General features: G+C 56.9%; 23 protein-coding genes. 3 read left to right on the forward strand and 20 right to left on the reverse strand.

The genetic code is table 11. The annotated features are described in order from the left end of the window. Window positions 1-59: 59 nt before the first annotated feature. Window positions 60-989 carry a LysR substrate-binding domain-containing protein gene (locus ACWWD9_RS01060; RefSeq protein WP_455867445.1) on the reverse strand — a complete coding sequence of 310 codons (930 nt, stop codon included), beginning with the start codon at window positions 987-989 and terminating at the stop codon, window positions 60-62. Between the two features lie 96 nt (window positions 990-1085). Here ACWWD9_RS01060 and ACWWD9_RS01065 point away from each other — a divergent pair, with 96 nt between their 5' ends. Then, the gene (locus ACWWD9_RS01065; protein WP_455867446.1) at window positions 1086-2102 is read left to right on the forward strand and encodes a zinc-binding alcohol dehydrogenase family protein; all 1017 of its coding nucleotides are present in this window, start codon (window positions 1086-1088) and stop codon (window positions 2100-2102) included. Between the two features lie 51 nt (window positions 2103-2153). Here the strand turns inward: ACWWD9_RS01065 and ACWWD9_RS01070 are convergent, their stop codons facing one another. The 7 genes from ACWWD9_RS01070 to rnk form a co-directional block, all read right to left on the reverse strand. Continuing rightward, complete coding sequence (locus ACWWD9_RS01070; protein ID WP_455867447.1) at window positions 2154-3140, reverse strand: vWA domain-containing protein; 987 nt, start codon at window positions 3138-3140, stop codon at window positions 2154-2156. After that, window positions 3137-3661 (reverse strand): hypothetical protein, encoded by a 525-nt coding sequence (locus tag ACWWD9_RS01075; protein WP_455867448.1) that lies wholly within the window; start codon window positions 3659-3661, stop codon window positions 3137-3139. The genes ACWWD9_RS01070 and ACWWD9_RS01075 overlap by 4 nt, the downstream gene beginning before the upstream one ends. Then, complete coding sequence (locus ACWWD9_RS01080) at window positions 3658-4641, reverse strand: VWA domain-containing protein (protein WP_013443397.1); 984 nt, start codon at window positions 4639-4641, stop codon at window positions 3658-3660. The genes ACWWD9_RS01075 and ACWWD9_RS01080 overlap by 4 nt, the downstream gene beginning before the upstream one ends. Further along, the gene (locus ACWWD9_RS01085) at window positions 4638-5564 is read right to left on the reverse strand and encodes a nonribosomal peptide synthetase MxaA (RefSeq protein WP_455867449.1); all 927 of its coding nucleotides are present in this window, start codon (window positions 5562-5564) and stop codon (window positions 4638-4640) included. Before ACWWD9_RS01085 ends, ACWWD9_RS01080 begins: the two co-directional genes overlap by 4 nt. Next, window positions 5561-6424 carry a DUF58 domain-containing protein gene (locus ACWWD9_RS01090; RefSeq protein WP_013443395.1) on the reverse strand — a complete coding sequence of 288 codons (864 nt, stop codon included), beginning with the start codon at window positions 6422-6424 and terminating at the stop codon, window positions 5561-5563. Before ACWWD9_RS01090 ends, ACWWD9_RS01085 begins: the two co-directional genes overlap by 4 nt. A 4-nt stretch (window positions 6425-6428) precedes the next feature. Next, window positions 6429-7463: an AAA family ATPase gene (locus ACWWD9_RS01095; protein WP_455867450.1), complete on the reverse strand. Its 1035-nt coding sequence runs from the start codon at window positions 7461-7463 to the stop codon at window positions 6429-6431. Window positions 7464-7599: 136 nt separating this feature from the next. After that, entirely contained in the window at window positions 7600-7956 is a 357-nt protein-coding gene (gene rnk / locus ACWWD9_RS01100; protein WP_013443393.1) for a nucleoside diphosphate kinase regulator, read from the reverse strand. Window positions 7957-8087: 131 nt separating this feature from the next. Here rnk and ACWWD9_RS01105 point away from each other — a divergent pair, with 131 nt between their 5' ends. Then, the gene (locus ACWWD9_RS01105) at window positions 8088-8993 is read left to right on the forward strand and encodes a LysR family transcriptional regulator (protein WP_455867451.1); all 906 of its coding nucleotides are present in this window, start codon (window positions 8088-8090) and stop codon (window positions 8991-8993) included. 95 nt (window positions 8994-9088) lie between these two features. Here ACWWD9_RS01105 and ACWWD9_RS01110 read toward each other — a convergent pair whose 3' ends face one another. From ACWWD9_RS01110 to ACWWD9_RS01155, 10 genes are all read right to left on the reverse strand, one after another. Next, window positions 9089-9478 (reverse strand): hypothetical protein, encoded by a 390-nt coding sequence (locus tag ACWWD9_RS01110; protein ID WP_013443391.1) that lies wholly within the window; start codon window positions 9476-9478, stop codon window positions 9089-9091. Window positions 9479-9567: 89 nt separating this feature from the next. Then, entirely contained in the window at window positions 9568-11064 is a 1497-nt protein-coding gene (locus ACWWD9_RS01115) for an alginate export family protein (protein ID WP_455867452.1), read from the reverse strand. Next, window positions 11042-11767: a M17 family peptidase N-terminal domain-containing protein gene (locus ACWWD9_RS01120; RefSeq protein WP_455867453.1), complete on the reverse strand. Its 726-nt coding sequence runs from the start codon at window positions 11765-11767 to the stop codon at window positions 11042-11044. The genes ACWWD9_RS01115 and ACWWD9_RS01120 overlap by 23 nt, the downstream gene beginning before the upstream one ends. Window positions 11768-11791: 24 nt before the next feature. Further along, the gene (locus ACWWD9_RS01125) at window positions 11792-12022 is read right to left on the reverse strand and encodes a DUF1427 family protein (RefSeq protein ID WP_013443388.1); all 231 of its coding nucleotides are present in this window, start codon (window positions 12020-12022) and stop codon (window positions 11792-11794) included. Continuing rightward, window positions 12022-12258: a DUF1427 family protein gene (locus tag ACWWD9_RS01130; RefSeq protein ID WP_015831144.1), complete on the reverse strand. Its 237-nt coding sequence runs from the start codon at window positions 12256-12258 to the stop codon at window positions 12022-12024. The genes ACWWD9_RS01125 and ACWWD9_RS01130 overlap by 1 nt, the downstream gene beginning before the upstream one ends. Then, window positions 12251-13891, reverse strand: coding sequence for an MFS transporter (locus ACWWD9_RS01135; protein WP_455867454.1), 1641 nt, complete (start codon window positions 13889-13891; stop codon window positions 12251-12253). The genes ACWWD9_RS01130 and ACWWD9_RS01135 overlap by 8 nt, the downstream gene beginning before the upstream one ends. Before the next feature lie 6 nt (window positions 13892-13897). Then, a complete protein-coding gene (locus tag ACWWD9_RS01140) occupies window positions 13898-15778 on the reverse strand; it encodes an amidohydrolase (RefSeq protein ID WP_455867455.1) in 1881 nt (626 codons plus the stop codon). Between the two features lie 64 nt (window positions 15779-15842). Beyond that, entirely contained in the window at window positions 15843-16508 is a 666-nt protein-coding gene (locus ACWWD9_RS01145) for a hydrolase (protein ID WP_013443384.1), read from the reverse strand. Window positions 16509-16647: 139 nt separating this feature from the next. Further along, on the reverse strand, window positions 16648-17526 hold the full coding sequence (locus tag ACWWD9_RS01150; protein ID WP_455867456.1) for an SDR family oxidoreductase: 879 nt from the start codon (window positions 17524-17526) through the stop codon (window positions 16648-16650). Between the two features lie 48 nt (window positions 17527-17574). Next, window positions 17575-18276: a pirin family protein gene (locus ACWWD9_RS01155; protein ID WP_455867457.1), complete on the reverse strand. Its 702-nt coding sequence runs from the start codon at window positions 18274-18276 to the stop codon at window positions 17575-17577. Between the two features lie 158 nt (window positions 18277-18434). Between ACWWD9_RS01155 and ACWWD9_RS01160 the strand changes: the two genes are divergently transcribed. Beyond that, complete coding sequence (locus tag ACWWD9_RS01160) at window positions 18435-19379, forward strand: LysR family transcriptional regulator (RefSeq protein ID WP_015831138.1); 945 nt, start codon at window positions 18435-18437, stop codon at window positions 19377-19379. Here ACWWD9_RS01160 and ACWWD9_RS01165 read toward each other — a convergent pair whose 3' ends face one another. Both ACWWD9_RS01165 and ACWWD9_RS01170 read right to left on the reverse strand, forming a co-directional pair. After that, a complete protein-coding gene (locus tag ACWWD9_RS01165) occupies window positions 19380-20207 on the reverse strand; it encodes a helix-turn-helix transcriptional regulator (RefSeq protein WP_015831137.1) in 828 nt (275 codons plus the stop codon). Window positions 20208-20376: 169 nt separating this feature from the next. Further along, window positions 20377-20823: a MarR family winged helix-turn-helix transcriptional regulator gene (locus ACWWD9_RS01170; RefSeq protein WP_013443379.1), complete on the reverse strand. Its 447-nt coding sequence runs from the start codon at window positions 20821-20823 to the stop codon at window positions 20377-20379. Window positions 20824-20858: the final 35 nt, after the last annotated feature.

Consider the following 20858-nt stretch of genomic DNA (forward strand, 5'->3'; position numbering starts at 1 on the left):
CAAAGCCACGCAGAATTGCGCGAAATGAAGGTGGGTATAGAGGCTCGCGCCAAGGATGCTTAGCGATAAAGATAAGTGTTTGCCTGGAGGGCATAGGCCTCAAAGCGATGCTGCAAATGTTCACGCAACAGGCGTATGGTGGGTGATAGCTGGCGCCGATCGGGGCAAATCAGGTTCAGCGGCAAGGACTCTCCTTGCCATTGCGGGCAGATGACGCTGAGTCGCCCGGCGCTGACGTCGCGGCCCACATCCAGCCAGGAGCGGTAGCAGATGCCATAGCCGGAGACTGTCCAGTGCCGTACGGCATCTGCGTCATCCGCGGAGCGATTGCCGCGGACATCGATGTCCAGCACTTCGCCATCGCGGGTGAAGCGCCAACGGTTGTAAAGGGCATCGCCTACCCGAAAGCACAGGCAGTTGTGCTGGCTCAGCTCGGCAGGGCTGCTGGGCGTACCATGCGTTGTCAGATATTGCGGCGCAGCGCAGAGCACGCGCCGATTGTCGGTGACCAGCGGCAAGGCCACCTGGCTGGAATCAGGCGGCTGCCCGTAGCGAATGGCGACATCCACCGGCTCGCGCATGACATCGGCAATACGGTCTGACAATTGCACACGCAAGTGGAGGTCTGGATGCTGCTGCTGAAATTCATCCAGCCAGGGCAGTATGACATTGCGCCCAAGATCAGAAGGCAAGGACAGGCTGAGCTCACCGCGTATCAGGCTATGCCCGGCGACCAGTTCATCGGCCAAGTCGCGCAACTCATTGATCAGGGGCTGACTGCGCGCGAGCAAGCGCTCGCCTTCAGCCGTCAGCCGCAGGCTGCGCGTGGTGCGTACGAACAGTAATACCCCCAGCTCGCTCTCCAGCCGTTTGAGTGCGGCACTGGCCACGGCCGGGGAAATCTCCAGGCTGCGTGCAGCGGCAGACATGCTGCCATACTGGGCCGTGGTGATGAAAAGCTCGAGGTCTGCCAGATTTTTTATTTTCAAAATAATATTGAAGCTCAAACAAGTCATTGCCAGTTTATCAATTGGATCAAATCAATGAAACTGGCGCCATATTCATTTTTATGAGAGAGAGCCACCATGAAAGCCATTGCATATCAACATTCGCTGCCCATCAGCCAGGCCGAGTCGCTGGTCGACGTAACGCTGGCGGATCCCGTTGCCAGCGGGCGCGATCTGCTGGTCGAGGTAAAGGCGATTGCCGTGAATCCGGTAGATACCAAGATACGTCGCGGCCAGCAGCCACCTGCGGGCGAATGGAAAGTGCTGGGATGGGATGCGGCCGGTGTGGTGCGCGCCGTGGGGCCAGAGGTGAGTATGTTCAAGCCTGGAGACACGGTCTGGTATGCCGGGGCGATTAACCGGGCCGGCAGCAATAGTGAGCTGCAACTGGTGGATGAGCGCATTGTAGGTTCCATGCCAGCGACGCTGGATTTTGCCGCCGCCGCTTCCCTGCCACTTACCAGTATCACGGCGTGGGAGCTGCTGTTTGATCGCTTGCAAATCGAGCGTGGCGGCCAGGGCTATGGCAAATCGCTACTGGTCATCGGCGCAGCAGGCGGCGTTGGTTCCATCCTGGTACAGCTGGCACGCCGCTTGACCGGTCTGACGGTGATAGCGACCGCTTCGCGCCCCGAAAGCCAGGCCTGGATACGCCAGCTGGGCGCGCATCATGTGATTGACCATCATGCGCCGCTTGCTCCCCAACTGGCGGAGATCGGCCTGCCTGCGCCGGATTATGTGGTGAGCCTTACCCATACCGAGTCTTACTTTGATCAGATTGCAGAAGTGATCGCGCCACAGGGAAAGTTTGGGCTGATTGATGATCCGGCCACGCCGCTGGATGTGATCAAGCTCAAGCGCAAGAGCGTTTCGTTGCACTGGGAGCTGATGTTTACCCGTGCCCTGTTTGCCACCCCGGATATGCAGGCACAGCATCACATCCTGAGTGAAGTGGCATCTCTGGTGGATAACGGGGTGCTACGCACGACGGTGGCGGAGAATTTCGGCCGTATTACGGCAGAAAACCTGCGGCGCGCGCATGCGCTACTTGAGTCCGGGCTGGCGCGCGGCAAGATTGTGCTGGAAGGGTTCTAGGGCTTGCCGCAGGTTGAGCAGATCGGGTCGCTGGCAAAGGCGGCCCCTGAGCTATCGTGAGGAAACCGGACGGCCTGGCCTTTGCCGATAGCGCAGCCAGGTTTTCATCAGGGCTGGCGTATACACGCCCAGAATCAGTAGCAAGGCGAGGCCCAGATACAGCCAGCGGATGTTGTAATCGGTGACAAATACAGCGGCCGGTTTCTGCTGCTGGATATAGTCATAAAACCCGGCTTCATCTTTGCCTTCGATGTACTTCGCCTTGATTTCGCCTGCCAGTTCCTTGAGGTAGCCGTCTTCCAACTGGGAGAGGTAGCGGTCAAACTCGGCATAGGCCACGATAGGATCGGGTTCGTCCTTGGAGGTGTCGTTATAGGTAACGCCCACCGCACCGGCGGAGAATTCCTTGGCATCTGACGGCCAGAATCCCACCCATTTGTTATCGCTATTGAATCGGGGAATAGGCACCGGCTCATGTCCGCCCACGCCGACAAATAACCAGTGGCTGCCATCCATCGCGCCCAGGTCCAGCTTGTTGATGGCATTGACCTTGGGGGCTTCGTCACCATCGGTAAAGAACACCAGTTGCGCAGGTGCGTTCAATGAGTCCAGCACGGTCTCGCCCGACTTCACGCCAAAGCTAAGGCGGCTGTTGCCACGCCAGGCCATGCGCCAGTCCAGATGGTTGATGGTGTCAGTAATGATGTCGTAGTTGGCGCATACTTCCAGTGGCATGAAGAGCAGGCCTACGTTTTCCGCAGCAAACACGCCCACACTGAAATAGGTGCCACAGGGCGATGTCTCGACAATGCGCTTCATCAGATGGCGGGTATAGACCATGCGGCTTACCGGCTTGCCAGCCAGCATGGCGTCTTCTGCATTCATGCTCTGCGACACATCGGCAATCAGCAGATAGTTATGTACATCCTGCTTGAGCTGAATCTGCGGCTTGAACAGGGCGAGTAGCATGAGGGCCAGTGCCAGCACATACAGCACGGTGGCATAGTTGGCTTTCAGGGCATGGATCAGGCGCATCATGGCAAGCCTATCGGCAGGTTGCTGAGTTGTACGCCGGACTGCTCTTTTTCTGACTGTTGCATCCTGGCTGGCAGAATGGACAGCAAGAGGTCGAGGTTGAAACGCGCCGGTAGCAATGCGGGATTGAGTCGCAATGCCTGCTCATAGGAGGCGCGTGCCTGCATCAAGGCATAGCGCGCATCTTCGATCAGGCTGCCATCGTCGTTTACACGGCGGCTCAAGCCAAACCGCAGCAGGTTGTTGCCGACGTTGTAATGCACTCTGGCTTGCATCTCGTTATCCGGCGCCATTTCCAGCAATTGTCCATAGGTCTGGATGGCATGCTTGTATTCGCCTGAATTACCTTGCCGATACGCGGCAGCGAATTTTTCGGTCAGCGGATACTGGTCAAGAGGCAGGGTGGCGTTGTGCTTCAGTGCCGTATTGAAGCGCTCAATCTGCCACAGCTGCGTTGCTTCATAGGCACTGCCGATCACGCCTGTCAGCACCAGGACGGACAGCAGTGCGTTTTTAGTTTTCAAGCCGATTGCCATGCAGGAACCCTCAAGTGTTGGGTGATGAGCAGCGCCAGTCCCAGGACCAGTGCTACCAGAATAAAAATGCGGGAGTAATCGCGGCCCGCAATGGTGACCGAGTACTGGATGATGTTTTTCTCGCGGGCATCAATGTCCTGAATCGCCGACTGCAAGGTGGTGGGGTTGTGCGCCTCATACGCCTTGTATTTGATTTTCAGCGATTTGAAAAACAGATCGAGGGCGATGGCGGGTGGCTCATTGCCTTCTTCATACACCCGGTCCGATGAAAAAATACTGATGTCGTCGGGCTCGCGCAGCACAATCCAGTAGAGATTCAGGCCGCGTGCCGTCACCTGCTCGCGAATTTTGTTCTTGATGCGCGGGCTCAGTTTGCCAGCCCCATCCGACAACAGAATGATGGCGCGCGAGCCTGAACTCTGAATCTGGTCAAACAGGGCCACGGCCTCGGTCACCCCTGCGCCGATGTTGGTCTGGTTGATGCCGGCGCTGGTGGCGGCGGCAATCGCGGCATGGATGGCCTTGCGATTGGCGGTGATCTTGGTGCCATACAAGGCTGAGTTGGTGAACGCCACCACACCCATCATGTCGTCCGGCCGCGCATCAATAAAGCCGGTAATCAGGCGGCGGGCAGCTGCAGATTTGATCTCGGCGACGCGGCCACTGGTGGAATCACCCGCAAACGGGTGATCCATGCTGACGCTACGGTCAATCACCAGCACGGTCTGGGCGCCCTTGCCTACTCGCACGACCTGGCGTTCGGAGCCCTGCGGGGCGGCAATCGCCAGGATGATGCAGACAATCAGCAGTGCGGTCGCGGCCTTGATGGTCCAGTCCACGATATCGGACAAGGTGTCTTTAGGTGCGATATCCAGCCACGAATACATCTGCCCCTGGCTGCTTTTGAGCCAGAACGGGATCAGGGCCAGCGGCAGCAGGAGCAGGCTCCACGGATGCAAAAACGTCATCTTGCCCTCCGCTCGCAGTCGCGCAGCTGGCGGCACAGGTGGAGCAAGTCAGCCTTGACCTTGTTCTCGGTCTCGCTTTGCCGCCCGGCAAACAGGCTCGCAGCCGATGCCTGGAAGAAGGCTTCAATGTCTGCCTGCAGCGGGGCAAACCGCGGATGTTGCGCGATGAAGGCGGGGATATCTGCCGCGAACAGGCTGCTGCCATAGGTGCGGTTAAACGCCTGGTGCAGCAGCAGATAGGCCGCTTGCGTTGATGCGGCAGGCAGGCGTTTCAGGCGGCGATAAGCCTGGGCAAATGGCCCGCCCATCAGCGGCAGCCAGGCGCGCTCGGCGTTGATATACAGCAAGCCAAGCACACCCGCCGCCAGCAGGCCGAGGCAGGCATACAGGCGCAGTTTGTGCTCCTGAGTGGCGATAGGCGCGGGCGGCAGTTCAGGCATGACATTGGCCTTGGCGGAAGCCATGGTGCTGGCGGCCAGTGGCGATAGCCAGAAACGCCAGGCGGGCACGGGAATGGTCACTGCCTGCTTGTCGCCAGTCGCGGCGATGGTTTCTGCAGGGAGTTGCAGCACGCTGGGTTGGGTGCGATGGGCAAATATCTGGTAACGCAGGGTCAGCGTGTAATGCATGCCCTTGCCTGAAGATTTTTCCTCCAGCCTCACGTCTACCAGCTCTATGCCTTGCTGCTGGCTGCCCTTTTGCGGCAGCGCACTTTTGGCAATGCGAAAGCCAGGTGGCAGATCCACGGACACGGTGCGTGTCAGCACATCGCCGATAGTGAGCCCGACATTGCGGGATGGGTTTTCGATGCGGATGTCACCGGCATTGATGGGGGTTGGCGCTGACGCTGCTGCCCACATGGGCGTTGCCAGCGCCACCAATAGAAGGCCGCGTAGCAGGGAAGCAAGGAATCGATTTTTCATAAGCTCACGTATTGGTCAAAGTACCGGGTCATGACATCCGGCGTAAAGCTTTCAGAGAGAAAAAGCGGTTGGCTGTCGAACTGCAGAAACAGTTGCTCCAGCGCGGTTTTGCGCTGGGCGAAGGCCGCCATGAATTGCTTGCGTACATAATCGCGAAAGAAGACGGTGCGCATGGCGCCGGTTTCCGGGTCCAGCATATTGCCGATGCCGAATTTGGGCAGCTTGCTGAATTCGGCCTCATCCCACAGCACCACGGGCACCAGTTGATGGCGCGACAGCGAGTTGAGGGTTTCTTCAATCAGGTGCAGCGGCATGTGGAAATCCGAGATCCAGAACACCAGCCCGCGTTGCTGGCTGAGGTATTGCGATACCTCCAGTGCACCGCGCGCGCCCATTTGCATGCGGCGAAACTGGCGCAGCTCGGCCAGCAGGTCGAGCGACGATGCCAGGTGATGCGAGAGTGGCTGGCTGTAGGCTTCATCCACCTGGTCGTGATAGCTCACCAGGCTGAAGACATCGCCCGCTTGCCAGGCGGAGTAAGCCACGCTTTCGGCTATGGCAATCGCGCTATCCAGCTTGCGCGGGTTGCTCCCGTATTGCATGGAGCTCGATAAATCGCACACGGCATACACCGGCGTTGTGTTGTCCTGGTTGAACAGCTTGACCTGAACCTGCTCAAAAGGGTCGCGCACTGATTGCCGGAAGTCCATGCGGCGGGCATCCGGATATTCGACAAACGGCAGGTTGCCGCGGTACTCAAATCCCAGGCCGCGCTCGGTGCCGCGATGGTCGCCGAGGTGCATGCTTTTTGTGCGCCACGGGATACGGTAGCGGAACGCTTTTTCGTGATCGTGTGCCATCCGCTCAGGCCTTGGCGGCGACTTCAACGGTCCTGAGAATGGCCGAGCTCAACTCGCGTGCCAGCACGGTGCGCCGCATTTCGTACATGGGGTTGAACACCAGGCGATGAGAGATGATCTCGTGGAATACGGCATGAATGTCTTCCGGATACAGGCTGTCGCGCTCCTGCAGCCAGGCGTGCACACGGGCAGCTTTCAGCAGCATGCCCATGCCGCGCGGGCTTGCACCCGCCTGCACCAGGCGTGCTACATCCACGCTATCAAGGTGTATGCCAAACTTGGCAGGGTCACGCGTGGCATCCCACAAATCCAGCACATAGTCTTCAATGGCTTCGCTGGAGCGGATATGGTTTTGCAGCAGGTCCGAAAAGTCATTCATCTGATCAAAATGCAGCAGGTCTTCCTGCACTTCGGCGGTCAGGCGATCGGTATGCTGAAAGCGGGTATCAAACACCAGCGATTTGCGCAGCTGGCGATCTTCAGGAATCTCGATCGGGATTTCCATCATGAAGCGGTCACGCGCGGCGGAGGGAATTTCGAAGGTTTCGTTTTTCTCCACCTGGTTACGGTCGGCAAACACCAGCATATGCGGCAGCTTGTATTCACGCTTGAAGGCATGCACGCTGCGCTCAGCCATCACCCGCAGCATCAGCGCGTGCACTTGCGGCCGGGCCCGGTTGATTTCGTTGAAGAAAAATACCGAGAGGTTTTCCCCTGCACGCAACAGCGGGCCTTCGTCGATCTGCGGCCGACCTTCGGGCCCGAGAAAGGTGTGATACACCAGGTCATTCGGCATCAGGTCGACGGTGCCTTCAATCCGTTCATAAGCGCCGCCAATCGCCCGGGTGATCGCCTGCAGCAAGGTCGTTTTGCCAACACCCACGCCACCTTCCAGCAGCACATGGCCACGTGCGAAGATCGCCAGGTTCATCAGGCGGATGGCATGATCCTGCCCAACAATGACGTGCTTGACGCTGTTTTCAAGCTTGAGGGCTTTGTCGCGCCAATCGGCGAGCTGCGTGTCCAATGCGGGAGTCATTCTGCGTCCTTAAAAATCGTTGTAAAGGGAGTTCTTGCCTCATCTTATATACTGGTCTGTATATTGTAAACGGGAAATTTTCCCGATCCTCCTGCGAGGCATCCAAATTTCGCCTCACATCGGGCCAGTATGCGCTTTATGCCGATAAGGTGCTCACCACGCGCAAGCGACGCGGCATGCCATTGGGGAAAGGCCATTCAATGCTTTGTCCGGCCTTGAGCCCCAGCAGCGCCGTGCCTACCGGAGCCAGCACCGATATCTTGCCCTGTTCCATATTGGCTTCTTCTGGCAGCACCAGCTCAATGGTGCGACTAACGCCGTTACTTTCATCCACATAGGTGACGCGCGAATTGAGGCCGACGATATCCGGCGGCATTTTTTCACTTGGTACAACAATGGCGCGATCCAGCTCGTCGCTCAGGGCATGATGTCGGGTCAGGGTGTGCAGCACGGCATAATCCGGCTCTGATATATATAAGTACCTGTCTTGCATATTAAATATCCTTTAAAAACGAAAGCCCCCACCAAATGGCAGGGGCATGCCATCACATCATAAGCGCATATCAAGCCCGCCATAAGCCGCTATACTGGAAAAGGTAAGTTTCCTGAATGGATACAATAAACATGCATGATCTCAATTTGATGGCCATTTTTGCCCATGTGGCCCAGGAGCAAAGCTTTTCCACCGCCGCCAGAAAGCTGGGCATGTCGCGCTCTGCGGTCAGCAAGGCGGTCGCCAAACTGGAAACTGCTCTGGGCGCCCGCTTGCTCAATCGCAGCACGCGCCACCTCAGCCTCACGGAAGTGGGTGCTGGCATGCTGGAGCACTGCGCGCGCATCGTCACCGAGTCCGAGCGCGCCAGTCAGGTGGTGGAAAACCTTAACAGCAAGCCCAGCGGTACCTTGCGCGTTGCCGCTTCTGTGGCTTTTGGCACCTTGCATGTGGCGCCTGCCATGGCGGATTTTCTACAACAGTATCCTGAGGTGGAGCTGGATATGACCATTACCGATAGAGCGATTGATATGGCGGAAGAGGGTTACGACGTGATTATCAAGGTTGCCCAGGAGCCGCCATCCGCGCTGGTGGCGCGCAAGCTCGCGCCCGTGCGGCGCCAGGTATGTGGTACCCCGGCATATTTCCGGCAGCATGGTTTGCCCGCTTCGCCCATGGCGCTGACGGCGCACAATTGCCTGGACTATATCCATTCAGGGGATAAAGGCTATTGGCGATTCAGCGGGCCGGATGGCGAGATTGCGGTGCCGGTATCCGGCCGTGTGCGCATTAATGATGATGAAGCCCTGTCGCAGGTGGTGCTGGGGGGATTCGGGCTGGCGCTATTGCCAACTTTTATTGTCGGTAATCACCTGCAATCCGGGCATCTGCAATCGGTACTGTCTGATTACATTCCGGTCGAGCAGCATGTGTACGCCATGTATTTGCCCAATCGCTTTCTGCCGCTCAAGGCGCGTACCTTTATTGATTTCCTGCTGGAACGTTACGGTCCGGAGCCTTATTGGGATGCGCGTTGAGAGTCGGGGAGTCATCCCCTATTGAACATGAGAATGGCAAGAGTTGCGCAGGCAGCCCTTGCCAGGGTTGGCTTGCAGCGGGTGTTAATACCCACTCACGCCAAAGCGTGCATCAGCAGGGTATACGCTATCCACATAAAGCCAATGGTGGAAATCACGAAACTCAGCGCTGAGAATACCTTCCACTTTTTCTTGCTCCAGAAGTCGGGATCAAACGCTGCAATGGTAAAAATCGTGGGGTTGGTGAAACCGCCTATCGCCAGACACCAGCAGGCAATGACGGGGAGCTCGACGCCCGCGCCATAAAATCCCAGGCCGAATAAGGCCATCAAGGCATAGTCCACGTGCGCGCGTATCATGGTTTTGTAATCGACCACGAAAGCATCCACGCCTGGCAACGGAAACCATTTGGCAAAGGTCATCAACCAGGCGGATGAAATCAATGCGGTGATGCAAGCAACTGATCCTATGAGTAAAACATTCATTATCTTCTCCCTTGTGTTGTGAATGGAGAAGTTAGTATATATACAGGTCTGTATATATGGAATCCCTTGCATTTTACTTTTTCATGCCATCACCATAAAAAACTGAGCCACGTCGCCACATAATCCACATCGCCACCCCCTGCATTTTTCACATAACTGCTGGCATAAAGATGTACATATGACAGCGTGGCGACCATATGGCGGCTGGCCTTCCATTGCAATGAGCCTTCTGCCGTGGTGCCCACATACATGCCTTGTACATTGGCGGGCAGACTGACGGCGCCATTGGTGGCATATACCGCGTCTTCCTTGCTGAAGCGCCAGATCGCATCGGCGCCCAGAGTGGCGGTAAGGTTTTCCAGGGGCTGGGTTTGCAAGGAGACATGCAGATCCTTGATATTGGCGGGTCGCAGCAAGCTGGCATCATTGAAATACCCTGCCTTGAAAAAAAGCGGATTGAAGGTGCCAACCGTACCATCGCCCTGGTGGCGATCGCCACTGGCGATATCCAGCTTGAGTCCCAGCCTGGGCTGCCAGGGATGCTGCAGGAAAGTGTAGCCAATATCGTTTGCCAGTGTCCAGGCCCGTATATCCTGGTTGTCTACGTGCCCAAACTGGTAGACGGGCTCGATGTCATAGTCCCAATTGCCGCTTTTGCCAAACCAGCGGCTACCTATGGAATGGCGGTTTTCGAGGCCGCTGGCATCCACATAGGCGCTTTTTTCATCGCGAAAGCCCAGATAATAAAGATCTGCGCTAAGTTCGGAAGTCAGGGGGCGGGATGCATACACGCCATAAAACGCCTGCTCTTCATTTGCCGCATCTGGCCGGTAGCGCTGCTCTTCTACCGGGCGGACCGCAAAGGCATACAGTTTGGTTTTACCGCCCGCCGAGGCGATTAGCTGCACACCATCAAATTTGAGCGGAGTATTGGGAGCAGCCCGCGTGGCAACTAATCGGCTTGAGCCATACGCCATGGAAAATCGCCCGCCACGCAAGGTCAGGCGCTCTCCATTGGGGGTAGGTTCGCCCCAGGTGTAATCGACAAACGCCTGTTGCAGGTCTAGCGGATTCTGGTTGATCGGACTCTTGAATTCGCCACCAAACTGCACGCTGGAAATCCCTTGGGCAAACACGCGCAAGCGTTCGTTGAAGTGCAGGTCCGCGTGCAACAGCAGACGCTGTAAACCGTAGTCATTCTGCTTGGGGCCAGACACCCCGAATCCCTGGTTATGGTAGCTCTCATAGCGCTCGCGTACCTCGCCGCCCAGGCTTAGATAGCTCTCAGGATTGTTCGGCGTAAGGGGAATATATTTAAGCGAATCCAGCCCATCACGGGCATAGCCCGGTTCTGCAAGATAGGAATAGCGCTCGGTATAACGCAACAAGGTATACGGTGGTGGATGGCGGCTGGGATGGCCGGTGGTGGCATCCTCTGCCAAGGCCGAATCCTCGGGCAATACCAGTACCTTCCCGGTTTTGAGGTCCAAGGGTGTCACGTAGTCATCCGCGAAAGCCGGGCAGGCCGTGATCAGGCTGCCGAGCACGCCGGCTAGTGCCAGGTTATTTTTTGCTGGCGGCCACATAAGGTTCAGTGCCCTTTTTCAGAAGGGTTAGGCTTACCTGCTGGATTGCACGGTCAATTTGCGTATTCACGCTTTGATAGTATTTGGGGCCTGCTTCGATCACCCATTCCTGAATGTCAAAGGCGGGAGCCAGTCCTTGCGCCTGCAAGCGCTTCTCCGTGTCATAAGCCAGGAGCCCCTCTTCCACCACCGCAGCATCGCCTGCACCTACTTCAATCACGCTGCTGCCTTGATCACGTAGCGTGGGGGCAAATGACACATGATGGGCGTTCAGGCGCACGGCTTCACGAATGGCAATGCGTCCAGCCAGGCGCAAGCTTTCCAGCGAAAGGTTCTTTTCATCGCCTACGCCGATCAGCAGCACTTGCCTGGGCGTGATGGATTGGCCTGGTGGTGTATACAAAAAGGTTTCTCCAAGTTCACCAATAAACTCGCCACGCTCACGCAGCGCCTGTAGCAGACCGCCCTGCTTGTCATTGAAATCCTGCATGGCTTCAATATATTGATCGCCTTGCGGGTTATGCTTCAGCAAGGTAATGATTTGCAGATCGGTAGTCTGCGTAACCGGGCCTATCTGCTTGACCGTCACGGTCATGCCATGGGGTGAGGGGAAGGAAGTCTGCGGTGTATCGGCAAATACGTTCAGAGTGAACAGGCTGCTGAAAAGGCAGGCCGCGAGCGGGGCAAGTCGAAAAATAGGCATGATGCGTCCTTATTTGTATGGCAATTAGTGAGCGCTGGCTTTCAATCCAGCAAGGAGCGTTGAAGCGCCGTGGCTGGCGTGTACATTCGCTGGCGATGGCGCAAGCAAGGTGTTGGCAGTGAGAAAGCCCAGGGTCATAGATACAACCAGGAGCGCGCCCACCAGATTGGGTGGCGAAGGCAGCGGAATATCAAACCACCTGCAGCCAAAGCCTATCGCCAGTCCGAGGGCAATGCCGAGTAATAGGGTTTCCATCAAGCACTCTCCTTGTCATCTGCCGAAGCCGGCTTGCCAGTTGGGCCGCCGCATAAATGGCGGGTAGTGCTTTTGCGATGTTGTGCGATATTGTCTGCCAGCAAAAAGCCGATGGTCATGGCCAGCACCAGCAAGGCGCCGGCCAGTACCGGTGGCGCTGGTACGGGGACGCCTGCCCAGCGACAGAAAAAGCCTATGCCAAACCCCAGCACCAAACCCAGCACAATCTTAATCATGATGATCCTCCGGCAAGTGAATGCTATCTGCCCCGTGCTCTGGCGTTACCGCATGACGCACGATGGGCAGGGCATCGCCCTGATGCAAGGCGCGAATTTTTTCCTGCAATTGCTTGTGCGTGCCGGATACGCGCAAATGCTGGCGCATGTGCGCTACCCAGGATTCTTCAATGAAAATCTCGATAAACGTGCCGGGGCGCGCTACATCTTCAAACACGCCCCAATGCACCGCACCATCGCGTCGACGCAAGGCGCCCAGCTCGCGCATCAGGTGATGCATGGCATGGCTGTCTTCCTGGCGAATGTGATACTCAATGCTGACCAGCACTGGCCCACGGTCATGCGCCACCGGGGTTGATAGCACGGGTTCTGGCCAATGGCCGGATGGTACGAAATCGTCATGCTCCCCCAGGTTGAGCTTGAAGCGCCAGGTCAGGGGGATGCAAAGCAGGGAAATGGCGGCAGCCAATACCAGCGCGTGGGGCAACCCCAGGCTCATGGCAAGTTTGCCCCAGAGCAAGGATCCCGCCGTCATCGCACCCCAGAACATCATCTGGAAAATGGCCAGCCCGCGAGCCCTTACCCAGTCTGGCAGCGCGGTTTGTGCAGATACATTCAGCGATGAAATCACCATGATCCATGACAATCCGGCGAGTACGCCTGCCAGTACGCCCAGAGTAGCGTTACCGCCATAGGCGAAGAATCCCATGGCGAGCGCGGTTCCGAGCGTACCCAGAGCGACCACGGCATTGGCACCCAACTGCTTGCGTAATTTGCCGATAAGGAAAGTGCCTGCTACGGCACCCGCCCCGAGCGCGGTCAGGATGATGCCGTAAAGGCCGGGCCCCCCGTGCAGAAGCTCTTTGGCGATGAGCGGAAGCAAAGCCCAATATGCCGAAGCAAACGTGAAAAAGGCCAGCGCGCGAATAATGGTGCTGCGCAAGGCCTGGCTGCGCAGGGAGAAACGCAGTCCAGCACGCATGGCCCCTGCCATGTGCTCGCGTGGCAAGGTGTCGGTTTTGCCTGCACTGGCTCGCCACCACAGCAGGGCTGCGGCGACAAAAAGATAGGTAACGGCATCAAACAGTACGGTGGCCGTCGCCCCCGCGGCCACCAGAATAAACCCACCCAATGCCGGACCAATCGCCCGGGCAATATTGACGCTTACACCATTGAGCGCGATGGCTGGTTGCAGGGCTTCCTTAGCGACCAGGCGTGGCACAATCGCCTGCCAGGCAGGCATGGCAAAGGCAGAGCCCGCGCCGGTGAGAAAGGTGAACAACAGCAAGCCCCATGCGCTTACATGGCCTGCCCACAAGATGGCCGCAAAGACGAACAATGCTGCTGCAGAGGCAATCTGGGTGACGAGCAGCAATTTGCGACGATCAAAAATATCGCCCAGTGCGCCAGCCGGCAGGGCAAAGATAAAGATGGGCAAGGCCGTGGCCACCTGCACCAGCGACACCATGAATGGCGATGGTGAAAGCTCGGTCATGATCCAGCCGGAGGTGACGTTGAACATCCAGGTGCCGATGTTGGAGATGAGGGTTGCCATCCATAACACCGTGAAAATACGGTATTTGAATGGGGCAAATGCGGAGGCGGCCGTGGCCTGAGTCTGGGGAGTTGTCATGATGTCCTAGTAAGCAAAGCAGCCACAGCCAATGGCCCAGGGATTATCGAAACTGGGGCGCTGGCTATCCTGATCCAGCCCCAGCCAGCGGGAAAGTTTTCCATCGTGACCATGATGATGAGCATGGCCGTGTACTGAGCAGCCTGGAGAAGCGCATGCTGAGTGAGTGGCATAGTGCGTGTCCGGTGTCTGGTGGCCGCCAAAGTAGCGCACGGGAGACCAGTCGGGACTCGCCGGGGGCAGTGGCGCATCATGCTGCTGATAATCGCCCGCCGCGTAGACAATCTTGCCGCCGACGATGGTCATGACCGAGGTAATCGCCTTGATGGCTTCATCAGGAACCGTCATGAAGTCGGCGGACAATACCGTGAGGTCGGCATACATGCCGGGTGCGAGCGTCCCTTTTACGGATTCTTCATGCGATTTGTAGGCACTGCCGCTGGTCCACAGTCTTAGCGCCTCCTCACGCTCCAGGCAATTGCTTTCGCCATAAAGCGCGAGGCCGCCCAGCGTCTTGCCTGTGACCAGCCAGTAAAGCGATACCCAGGGGTTGAAGCTGGCCACACGGGTGGCATCGGTGCCGCCGCCAACGGGTACCCCGAGTTCGAGCATCTTGCGGATAGGCGGAGTGTGCTCGGCCGCTTTTTTACCGTAGCGATCCACAAAATATTCGCCCTGAAAGGCCATGCGGTGTTGGATAGCTACGCCGCCCCCCAGGCGCTTGATCCGTTCCAGGTTTTTGCTGGAGACGGTTTCGGCGTGGTCGAAAAACCAGCGCAAATCGCCAAAGCACGTGTCTCGGTCTATCGACTCAAACACATCCAGTGCGCGACCGATGGTTTCGTCGTAAGTCGCGTGCAGGCGGAATGGCCAGCGTTTCTCCACCAGAAAGCGCACCACCTCGCCCAGGTCCTGTTCCATGTGCGATGCCATCTCGGGTCGCGGCTGCAAAAAGTCCTCAAAGTCGGCAGCAGAAAATGCCAGCATCTCGCCTGCGCCGTTATGTCGCAGATAGCTGTCGCCGCTGTATGGCGTTACCATGCCGCTCCATTTCTGGAAATCTGCCAGCTCGCCGCCCTTGTTCTGGGTAAACAGGTTGTAGGCAATGCGCAACGTCATTTTCCCTTCGGCATGCAGCTGATCGATTACCTGATAGTCTTCCGGATAATTCTGAAAGCCACCGCCCGCGTCAATGCAGCTGGTAACACCTAGCCGGTTCAACTCGCGCATGAAATGGCGCGTGGAATTGATCTGATCCTCGAGCGGCAATTTCGGGCCTTTTGCCAACGTGGAATAAAGGATCATGGCATTCGGCTCGGCAATCAGCATGCCGGTGGGATTGCCTCTGGCATCACGCTCAATGCGGCCACCTGCCGGGTCTGGCGTCTCCTTTGTAATCCCTGCCGCCCGCAATGCCGCGGCATTCAGCAGGGCGCGGTCATACAGATGCAGAATGAAAACGGGGGTATCAGGCGCGGCTGCGTTGATCTCCGCCAGCGTGGGCATGCGCCTTTCCTTGAACTGAAACTCGCTCCAGCCGCCAACCACTCTTACCCATTGCGGTGCTGGTGTGCGTGCCGCCTGAAGTCGCAGCATGGCTAACGCATCCTGCACGCTGCCCACGCCTTCCCAGCGCAGTTCCATGTTGTAATTAAGGCCACCACGGATCAGGTGCAGGTGCGAATCATTGAGCCCGGGCAAGACGCGCCTGCCGGCCAGATTGATGATCACCGTATCTGGGCCGGCATGAGCGTGCATTTCCTGGTCGCTGCCGATAGCGAGCACCTTGCCTGCGGCGAGGGCGATCGCACTGGTCTCGGGCTGTTCGGCATGGAGTGTGGTGATGCGGCCGTTATATAAAACGGCGTCAGCGTAGGCGATCGACATGGGTACCTCGGGTCAACATGGGGCGAAATGCAGCCAGGCGAAGGCCTGGCCGCCGTAAACAGACTTACTTCACAACCTTGTGCGGGTATTTCGCACGTTGACCATAGTCATGCAGCAGGCTGGCGGCATAGTCGATACCCATGCCATAGGCGCCAAAGTGCTCGCGGGCGATATCGGTTGTGCCGACATAGGTTTCTTTGCGTGCCCAGTCGCGTTGCAGTTCGAGCAATACCTGGATAGATGTAATGGATTCGGCGCCATGGCTTTCGCAGCGACGAATCGCGGCATTGTGTGCTTCTACCGAAGTGCCACCGGATGCGTCGGTGACCATGAGCACTTCGTAGCCCTCAGCCAGCGCACACAAGGTAGGGAATACCAGGCAGGCTTCGGTCCATAACGCGGCAATTACCAGTTTCTTGCGGCCGGTTTTTTTGAGAGCCTCGATAAATTTCGGGTCTTCCCAGCTATTCATGCTGGTGCGTTCAATCGGATCTTGTTGCAGCACATCCATCAGTTCTGGCCAGATGTAACCGCTGAAAGACTCGGTTTCCACTGCGGTGAGGATGGTGGGGATATTGAACAGCTTGGCCGCTTTGGCAATAGCAACCGTATTGTTTTTCAACAGTTGGCGGTCAATATTGGTTACGCCAAATGACATTTGTGGCTGATGATCGATAAAGACAAAGACGCAATTGTCCGGGGTGATCAGTTTTTCGGTTGCTGCTGACATGGTGTTCTCCTCAAGATGAAAATAAAGGTGATGTGGTGTGCCTGAATGCTTTATAACAAGTGCTCGGACGGGTGTATTGAATGAAATTGACCGCCCTTGTTAAGATGGCCTGCCAGTGCTGCATGGCAGGCCATCTGTTTTAAATAAAGGTGGATTTGTGCTGTTGGACGAAGTCTTCAAACCGGGTGAGCGGACGCCCCAGCAGATTTTCGCCATCGGGTGAAATCACCGCCGCCTGATCGGAAGCAAAGACCTCAAACAGCTCCAGCACGCCTTTGGCTTGCCACTCTGGCCAGCCATCCTGAATCAGGGACTCATAAGTGCTGGTTGCCTGAGGCGATACATAGTCCACCTGGCGGCCGGTGACCCGGGTAAAAATGGCGGCCATGTCATGGCCGGACAGGAGCTCGGGGCCGGTGATGTTATAAGCCTTGCGCTCATGACCTTCCGTCGTCAGCACCCGGGCGGCAATGCCGCCGATGTCCTGCACATTGAGTGGTGCAAAACGGCCTTCGCGCACCCCGAAATAAAACGCACCCTGCTTGATGCCCGCGGCCCAGTTAAGAAAGTTTTCCTGAAACCAGATCGTGCGCAGATGCGTCCATGGCAGGCCGGAGGCTTCGAGGTATTTTTCTGCTTCGCGGAATTGGCGGGCAAACAGTATCGCCTCCCACTCTGCCCCCACAACCGAATACAGCACGAACTGCTTGACCGTACCGGCGGCTTTGGCTGCATCCACCGCATACTTGGCGTGTTGCGCCCGGTTTTCCACATTGCCGGGGATCATGAATACCCGATTCACGCCAATAAATGCGGGTGCCAGGCTGGCGGCTTGGTCAAGATCGACCACGACGGTTTCGATGGTCGGATACTTGGCCCGTAGTGCCTGGGCTCGGGCTTCGCTGCGCACCGCCGCACGAATGCGGATGTGATCGCCTGGTGAGCTTAGCAGGGCATTCAGGGTCGCCTGGCCGTTATTGCCGGCAGCCCCGATAAGCAGAATGGTTTCATTTTTCATGGCAGTACTCCTAAGTTAAAAATCGGTGATCTCAATGACAGTCAGTGATCAATAAGGAAGATCAAACAGCAGGAACTCCGCCTGGCTGGCCTGGCCGATGCTCAGGCTGGCAACGTCCTTGATCTTGAGGGCGTCACCAGTGGTCAGCTTCTGGCCGTTGACTTCCAGTGCGCCTTTGATCAGGTGCAGATAGGCGGTGCGGTTTGGCTCGATCTGGTAAGTCACGGCGTCATTCGCATCCAGGATGCTGGCGAACATGAGCGCATCCTGATGAATCACGACCGAACCATCGCGGCCGTCTGGCGAGGCGATCAGGCGCAACTGTCCCTGCTTGCTTTCCACTGGGAAGTGCTTTTCCTCATAACCAGGGTTAATGTCCTTGGCGCTCGGCTCTATCCAGATCTGCAAGAAGTGCACGCGCTCGGTTTTTGAATGGTTGAATTCGCTGTGGCGCACACCGGTGCCTGCGCTCATGCGTTGCACATCGCCATAGCGAATCACCGAGCCATTGCCCATGCTGTCTTTATGCTCAAGCGCGCCGCTCAGCACGTAGCTGATAATTTCCATGTCACGGTGGCCGTGAGTGCCAAAGCCTTGGGCAGGCTGTACACGGTCTTCATTGATCACCACCAGCGGGCCAAACCCCATCTGCTCGGGATTCCAGTAGTGGCCGAACGAGAACGAGTGGTTCGATTGCAGCCAGCCGTGGTCTGCTGCGCCGCGTTGCGAATTCTTCAGTAGCTCTAACATGGTGTGCTCCTTTGGGTAGTGGTTAATTGTTAATGCAGTTTTTTCGAATATCATTAATTGCTGGATATTCGCGTTTCGTTTAGCATGGGAGCCAGTATGAACGCGCTTTAATGCGAAGAAAAACGGAAAAATTACCCATATAGGATCGAAATTTTCGAATGTTTAGAATTAGCCTGGATGCCTTGCTGGTGCTGGATGCGGTAGATCGCCTGGGATCGTTTGCTGCCGCTGGTGGCGCCTTGTTCAAAGTCCCGTCGACGATTTCCTACACCATCAGCAAGCTGGAGCAGGATCTGGGCGTGCAGATTTATGAACGGCAGGGCCCCAAGGTTACGCTGACCAAGGTGGGACTCGAATTGCTCACGGAGGGGCGCCATCTGATCCGCGCGGCGGAGGAGCTTGAACAGCGGGTCAAGCGCGTGGCTTCTGGCTGGGAGACGGAACTCAATATCGGCATGGATACCATGTTTTCCACGCGGACCTTGATTCCAGACATTACGGCCTTCTGTGCTATTGCCGGAACACGGATCAAGCTGGTGCAGGAATCCCTGTCCGGTACCTGGGAGAGTTTGCTGGAAGGGCGCGTGGACATCCTGATTGGGGCTGCCGGTGAAGGTCCCTCGGGTGGCGGGTATGCCAGGGAAGTACTGGGTATGACGGAATTTGTATTTTGCGTAGCTCCCGCCCATCCACTCGCCGCGATCGATAAGCCTTTGGGCAAAAATGATCTGGCGCCTTATCGCGCAGTGGTGGTGAGCGATTCGGTGCGACGTCTGGCGCCGCGTACCGTGGGCTTGCTACTGGGGCAGGATACCTTGTCCGTTCCTACCATGCAGGCCAAGCTGGATTATCAGGTGGCGGGGCTGGGCTTTGGTTTTCTGCCACTTCCTCTTGCGCAACCGGCGCTGGATCAGGGCCTGCTAGTCGCCAGGCAAGTACAGGAGCCGCGCCCGCCAGAACCCGTATGTCTGGCATGGCGCACGGCAGAAGCAGGCGAAGGCCTCAAGTGGTGGATTGCCCGGATGAAAGAATCCCCTGATATCGTGGCGCGCCTGTGGGCAGATAGCCTGCACCAGAGCGCTAACGGTAAAGGTTTCCCCTGATCAAAGCGAATAGTAGCGCCCTGGCGTTACTCCCATTTTTTTGCGGAAGCTGCGGGTCAGGTGGCTTTGGTCGGCGAATCCGCACAGCGGTGCCACCTCGCTGAGCTTGTGGCCTTGCGCGATCAGTTTGCGGGCCTGAATGACACGGTATATCTGTAAATACTCATGTGGGGTGATCCCCAGATGTTTTTTGAATTGGCGGATCAGCACAAACGGATTCATGCCGATATGGGCCGCCAGCGCCGGCAACGTAATGGCATCACTGAAATATGCGCGCAGGTATTCAATGGCGAAGTTGAGTTTTTTGGGATTAGTCTGCCCCTGCTGCGCGATCTGGGGTGGCAGCTTGATATTGAGCAGCGCATAGAAAAACGTGGCGAGATAGCTGGATTTTGCCAGCGCACAATCGTTGCTTTCCATCAGGCTATGCGTGCGCATGAACAGTCGAGTCAGCGGCTCGAAGGCTAGCAATGGGTTGCTGTAATCCAGCGTTGGTTGGGGCAGCTCCAGCTGCGCGCATAATGCGTCGAGGTATTCCGGCGTAAATCGCAACTCACGGCAAACCGCGCCACTGGGGGAGATATACGCAGACTCCAGGGAAAATATCTGACCTGCATCCCGGATCACCAGGCAATCAGGGGTCTCAAAATAATAGCGGCCATTTTGCGAGCTATGCCAGGCGCAGCGTTCGAAGCCGATGATGGCGATTTCTTCATGGAATACTTTTTCCATGCTGATACGCGCACCCGCCGCCATGTCATAGCGGTAAAGGTGCAGGCCATCCTGCGCGATATGTGTAAGTTTTGTGTCTGCTGCCTTGCCCATCATCCCCCCTGCTGCAGTTCTGGCTACCTGATGAAGACGGCACTTTTGCCTTCAGGTCATCACCACGTTTCAGGATGCCACTCCAGGACATGCCCGCCGGGCATTCCTGTGTGATATGTGTTTCATGTACGATTAAATCGCGTGCGATGCAGTTGATTAAAAAAAATCGTGCTTATGCCGTCTGGTTCAAGTGATCCCTGAGGCTGTTGAGCTGTAAGCACATTTCTGCCATTTTTTTATCGCTCAGCCCTGATGCTTCACTGATGCAGGCCATGATGCGGGCGGATTCATGACGTGTCTGCTGACCTTTACCCGTCAGGCTCACCACCACCTGGCGTTCGTCATCGGAAGAACGCGCACGGTGGATGTAGCCGGTGGTTTCCATGCGCTTCAGCAAGGGGGTTAATGTCGCCGAATTGAGAGAAAGTGACTCGCCAATATCCGAGACGGTTAATCCATCTTGCGTCCATAACACCATGAGCACCAGATACTGCGGATATGTCAGCGACAAGCCTGCCAGCAAAGGACGGTAAACCCGCGACATGGCCAGCGAGCTGGAATACAGCGCATAACAGAGCAGATTGCTCAGCGTCGGGGTGTCGGTACTACCTTGGGACACAGGCTTGCCTCCTACTCGGAGTCTTGGCAACAAGA

The organism is Methylovorus sp. SPW-M1 (assembly GCF_053848825.1).

Bases quoted from the DNA above. Each gene is read 5' to 3' on its own strand.
- ACWWD9_RS01150 (WP_455867456.1), bottom strand. From the start codon at position 17,526: ATGAAAAATGAAACCATTCTGCTTATCGGGGCTGCCGGCAATAACGGC.
- ACWWD9_RS01155 (WP_455867457.1), bottom strand. From the start codon at position 18,276: ATGTTAGAGCTACTGAAGAATTCGCAACGCGGCGCAGCAGACCACGGC.
- ACWWD9_RS01120 (WP_455867453.1), bottom strand. From the start codon at position 11,767: ATGCCTATTTTTCGACTTGCCCCGCTCGCGGCCTGCCTTTTCAGCAGC.
- ACWWD9_RS01065 (WP_455867446.1), top strand. From the start codon at position 1,086: ATGAAAGCCATTGCATATCAACATTCGCTGCCCATCAGCCAGGCCGAG.
- ACWWD9_RS01145 (WP_013443384.1), bottom strand. From the start codon at position 16,508: ATGTCAGCAGCAACCGAAAAACTGATCACCCCGGACAATTGCGTCTTT.
- rnk (WP_013443393.1), bottom strand. From the start codon at position 7,956: ATGCAAGACAGGTACTTATATATATCAGAGCCGGATTATGCCGTGCTG.
- ACWWD9_RS01160 (WP_015831138.1), top strand. From the start codon at position 18,435: ATGTTTAGAATTAGCCTGGATGCCTTGCTGGTGCTGGATGCGGTAGAT.
- ACWWD9_RS01070 (WP_455867447.1), bottom strand. From the start codon at position 3,140: ATGATGCGCCTGATCCATGCCCTGAAAGCCAACTATGCCACCGTGCTG.
- ACWWD9_RS01125 (WP_013443388.1), bottom strand. From the start codon at position 12,022: ATGGAAACCCTATTACTCGGCATTGCCCTCGGACTGGCGATAGGCTTT.
- ACWWD9_RS01135 (WP_455867454.1), bottom strand. From the start codon at position 13,891: ATGACAACTCCCCAGACTCAGGCCACGGCCGCCTCCGCATTTGCCCCA.
- ACWWD9_RS01130 (WP_015831144.1), bottom strand. From the start codon at position 12,258: ATGATTAAGATTGTGCTGGGTTTGGTGCTGGGGTTTGGCATAGGCTTT.
- ACWWD9_RS01080 (WP_013443397.1), bottom strand. From the start codon at position 4,641: ATGACGTTTTTGCATCCGTGGAGCCTGCTCCTGCTGCCGCTGGCCCTG.
- ACWWD9_RS01085 (WP_455867449.1), bottom strand. From the start codon at position 5,564: ATGAAAAATCGATTCCTTGCTTCCCTGCTACGCGGCCTTCTATTGGTG.
- ACWWD9_RS01090 (WP_013443395.1), bottom strand. From the start codon at position 6,424: ATGGCACACGATCACGAAAAAGCGTTCCGCTACCGTATCCCGTGGCGC.
- ACWWD9_RS01140 (WP_455867455.1), bottom strand. From the start codon at position 15,778: ATGTCGATCGCCTACGCTGACGCCGTTTTATATAACGGCCGCATCACC.
- ACWWD9_RS01105 (WP_455867451.1), top strand. From the start codon at position 8,088: ATGCATGATCTCAATTTGATGGCCATTTTTGCCCATGTGGCCCAGGAG.
- ACWWD9_RS01095 (WP_455867450.1), bottom strand. From the start codon at position 7,463: ATGACTCCCGCATTGGACACGCAGCTCGCCGATTGGCGCGACAAAGCC.
- ACWWD9_RS01110 (WP_013443391.1), bottom strand. From the start codon at position 9,478: ATGAATGTTTTACTCATAGGATCAGTTGCTTGCATCACCGCATTGATT.
- ACWWD9_RS01165 (WP_015831137.1), bottom strand. From the start codon at position 20,207: ATGATGGGCAAGGCAGCAGACACAAAACTTACACATATCGCGCAGGAT.
- ACWWD9_RS01115 (WP_455867452.1), bottom strand. From the start codon at position 11,064: ATGTGGCCGCCAGCAAAAAATAACCTGGCACTAGCCGGCGTGCTCGGC.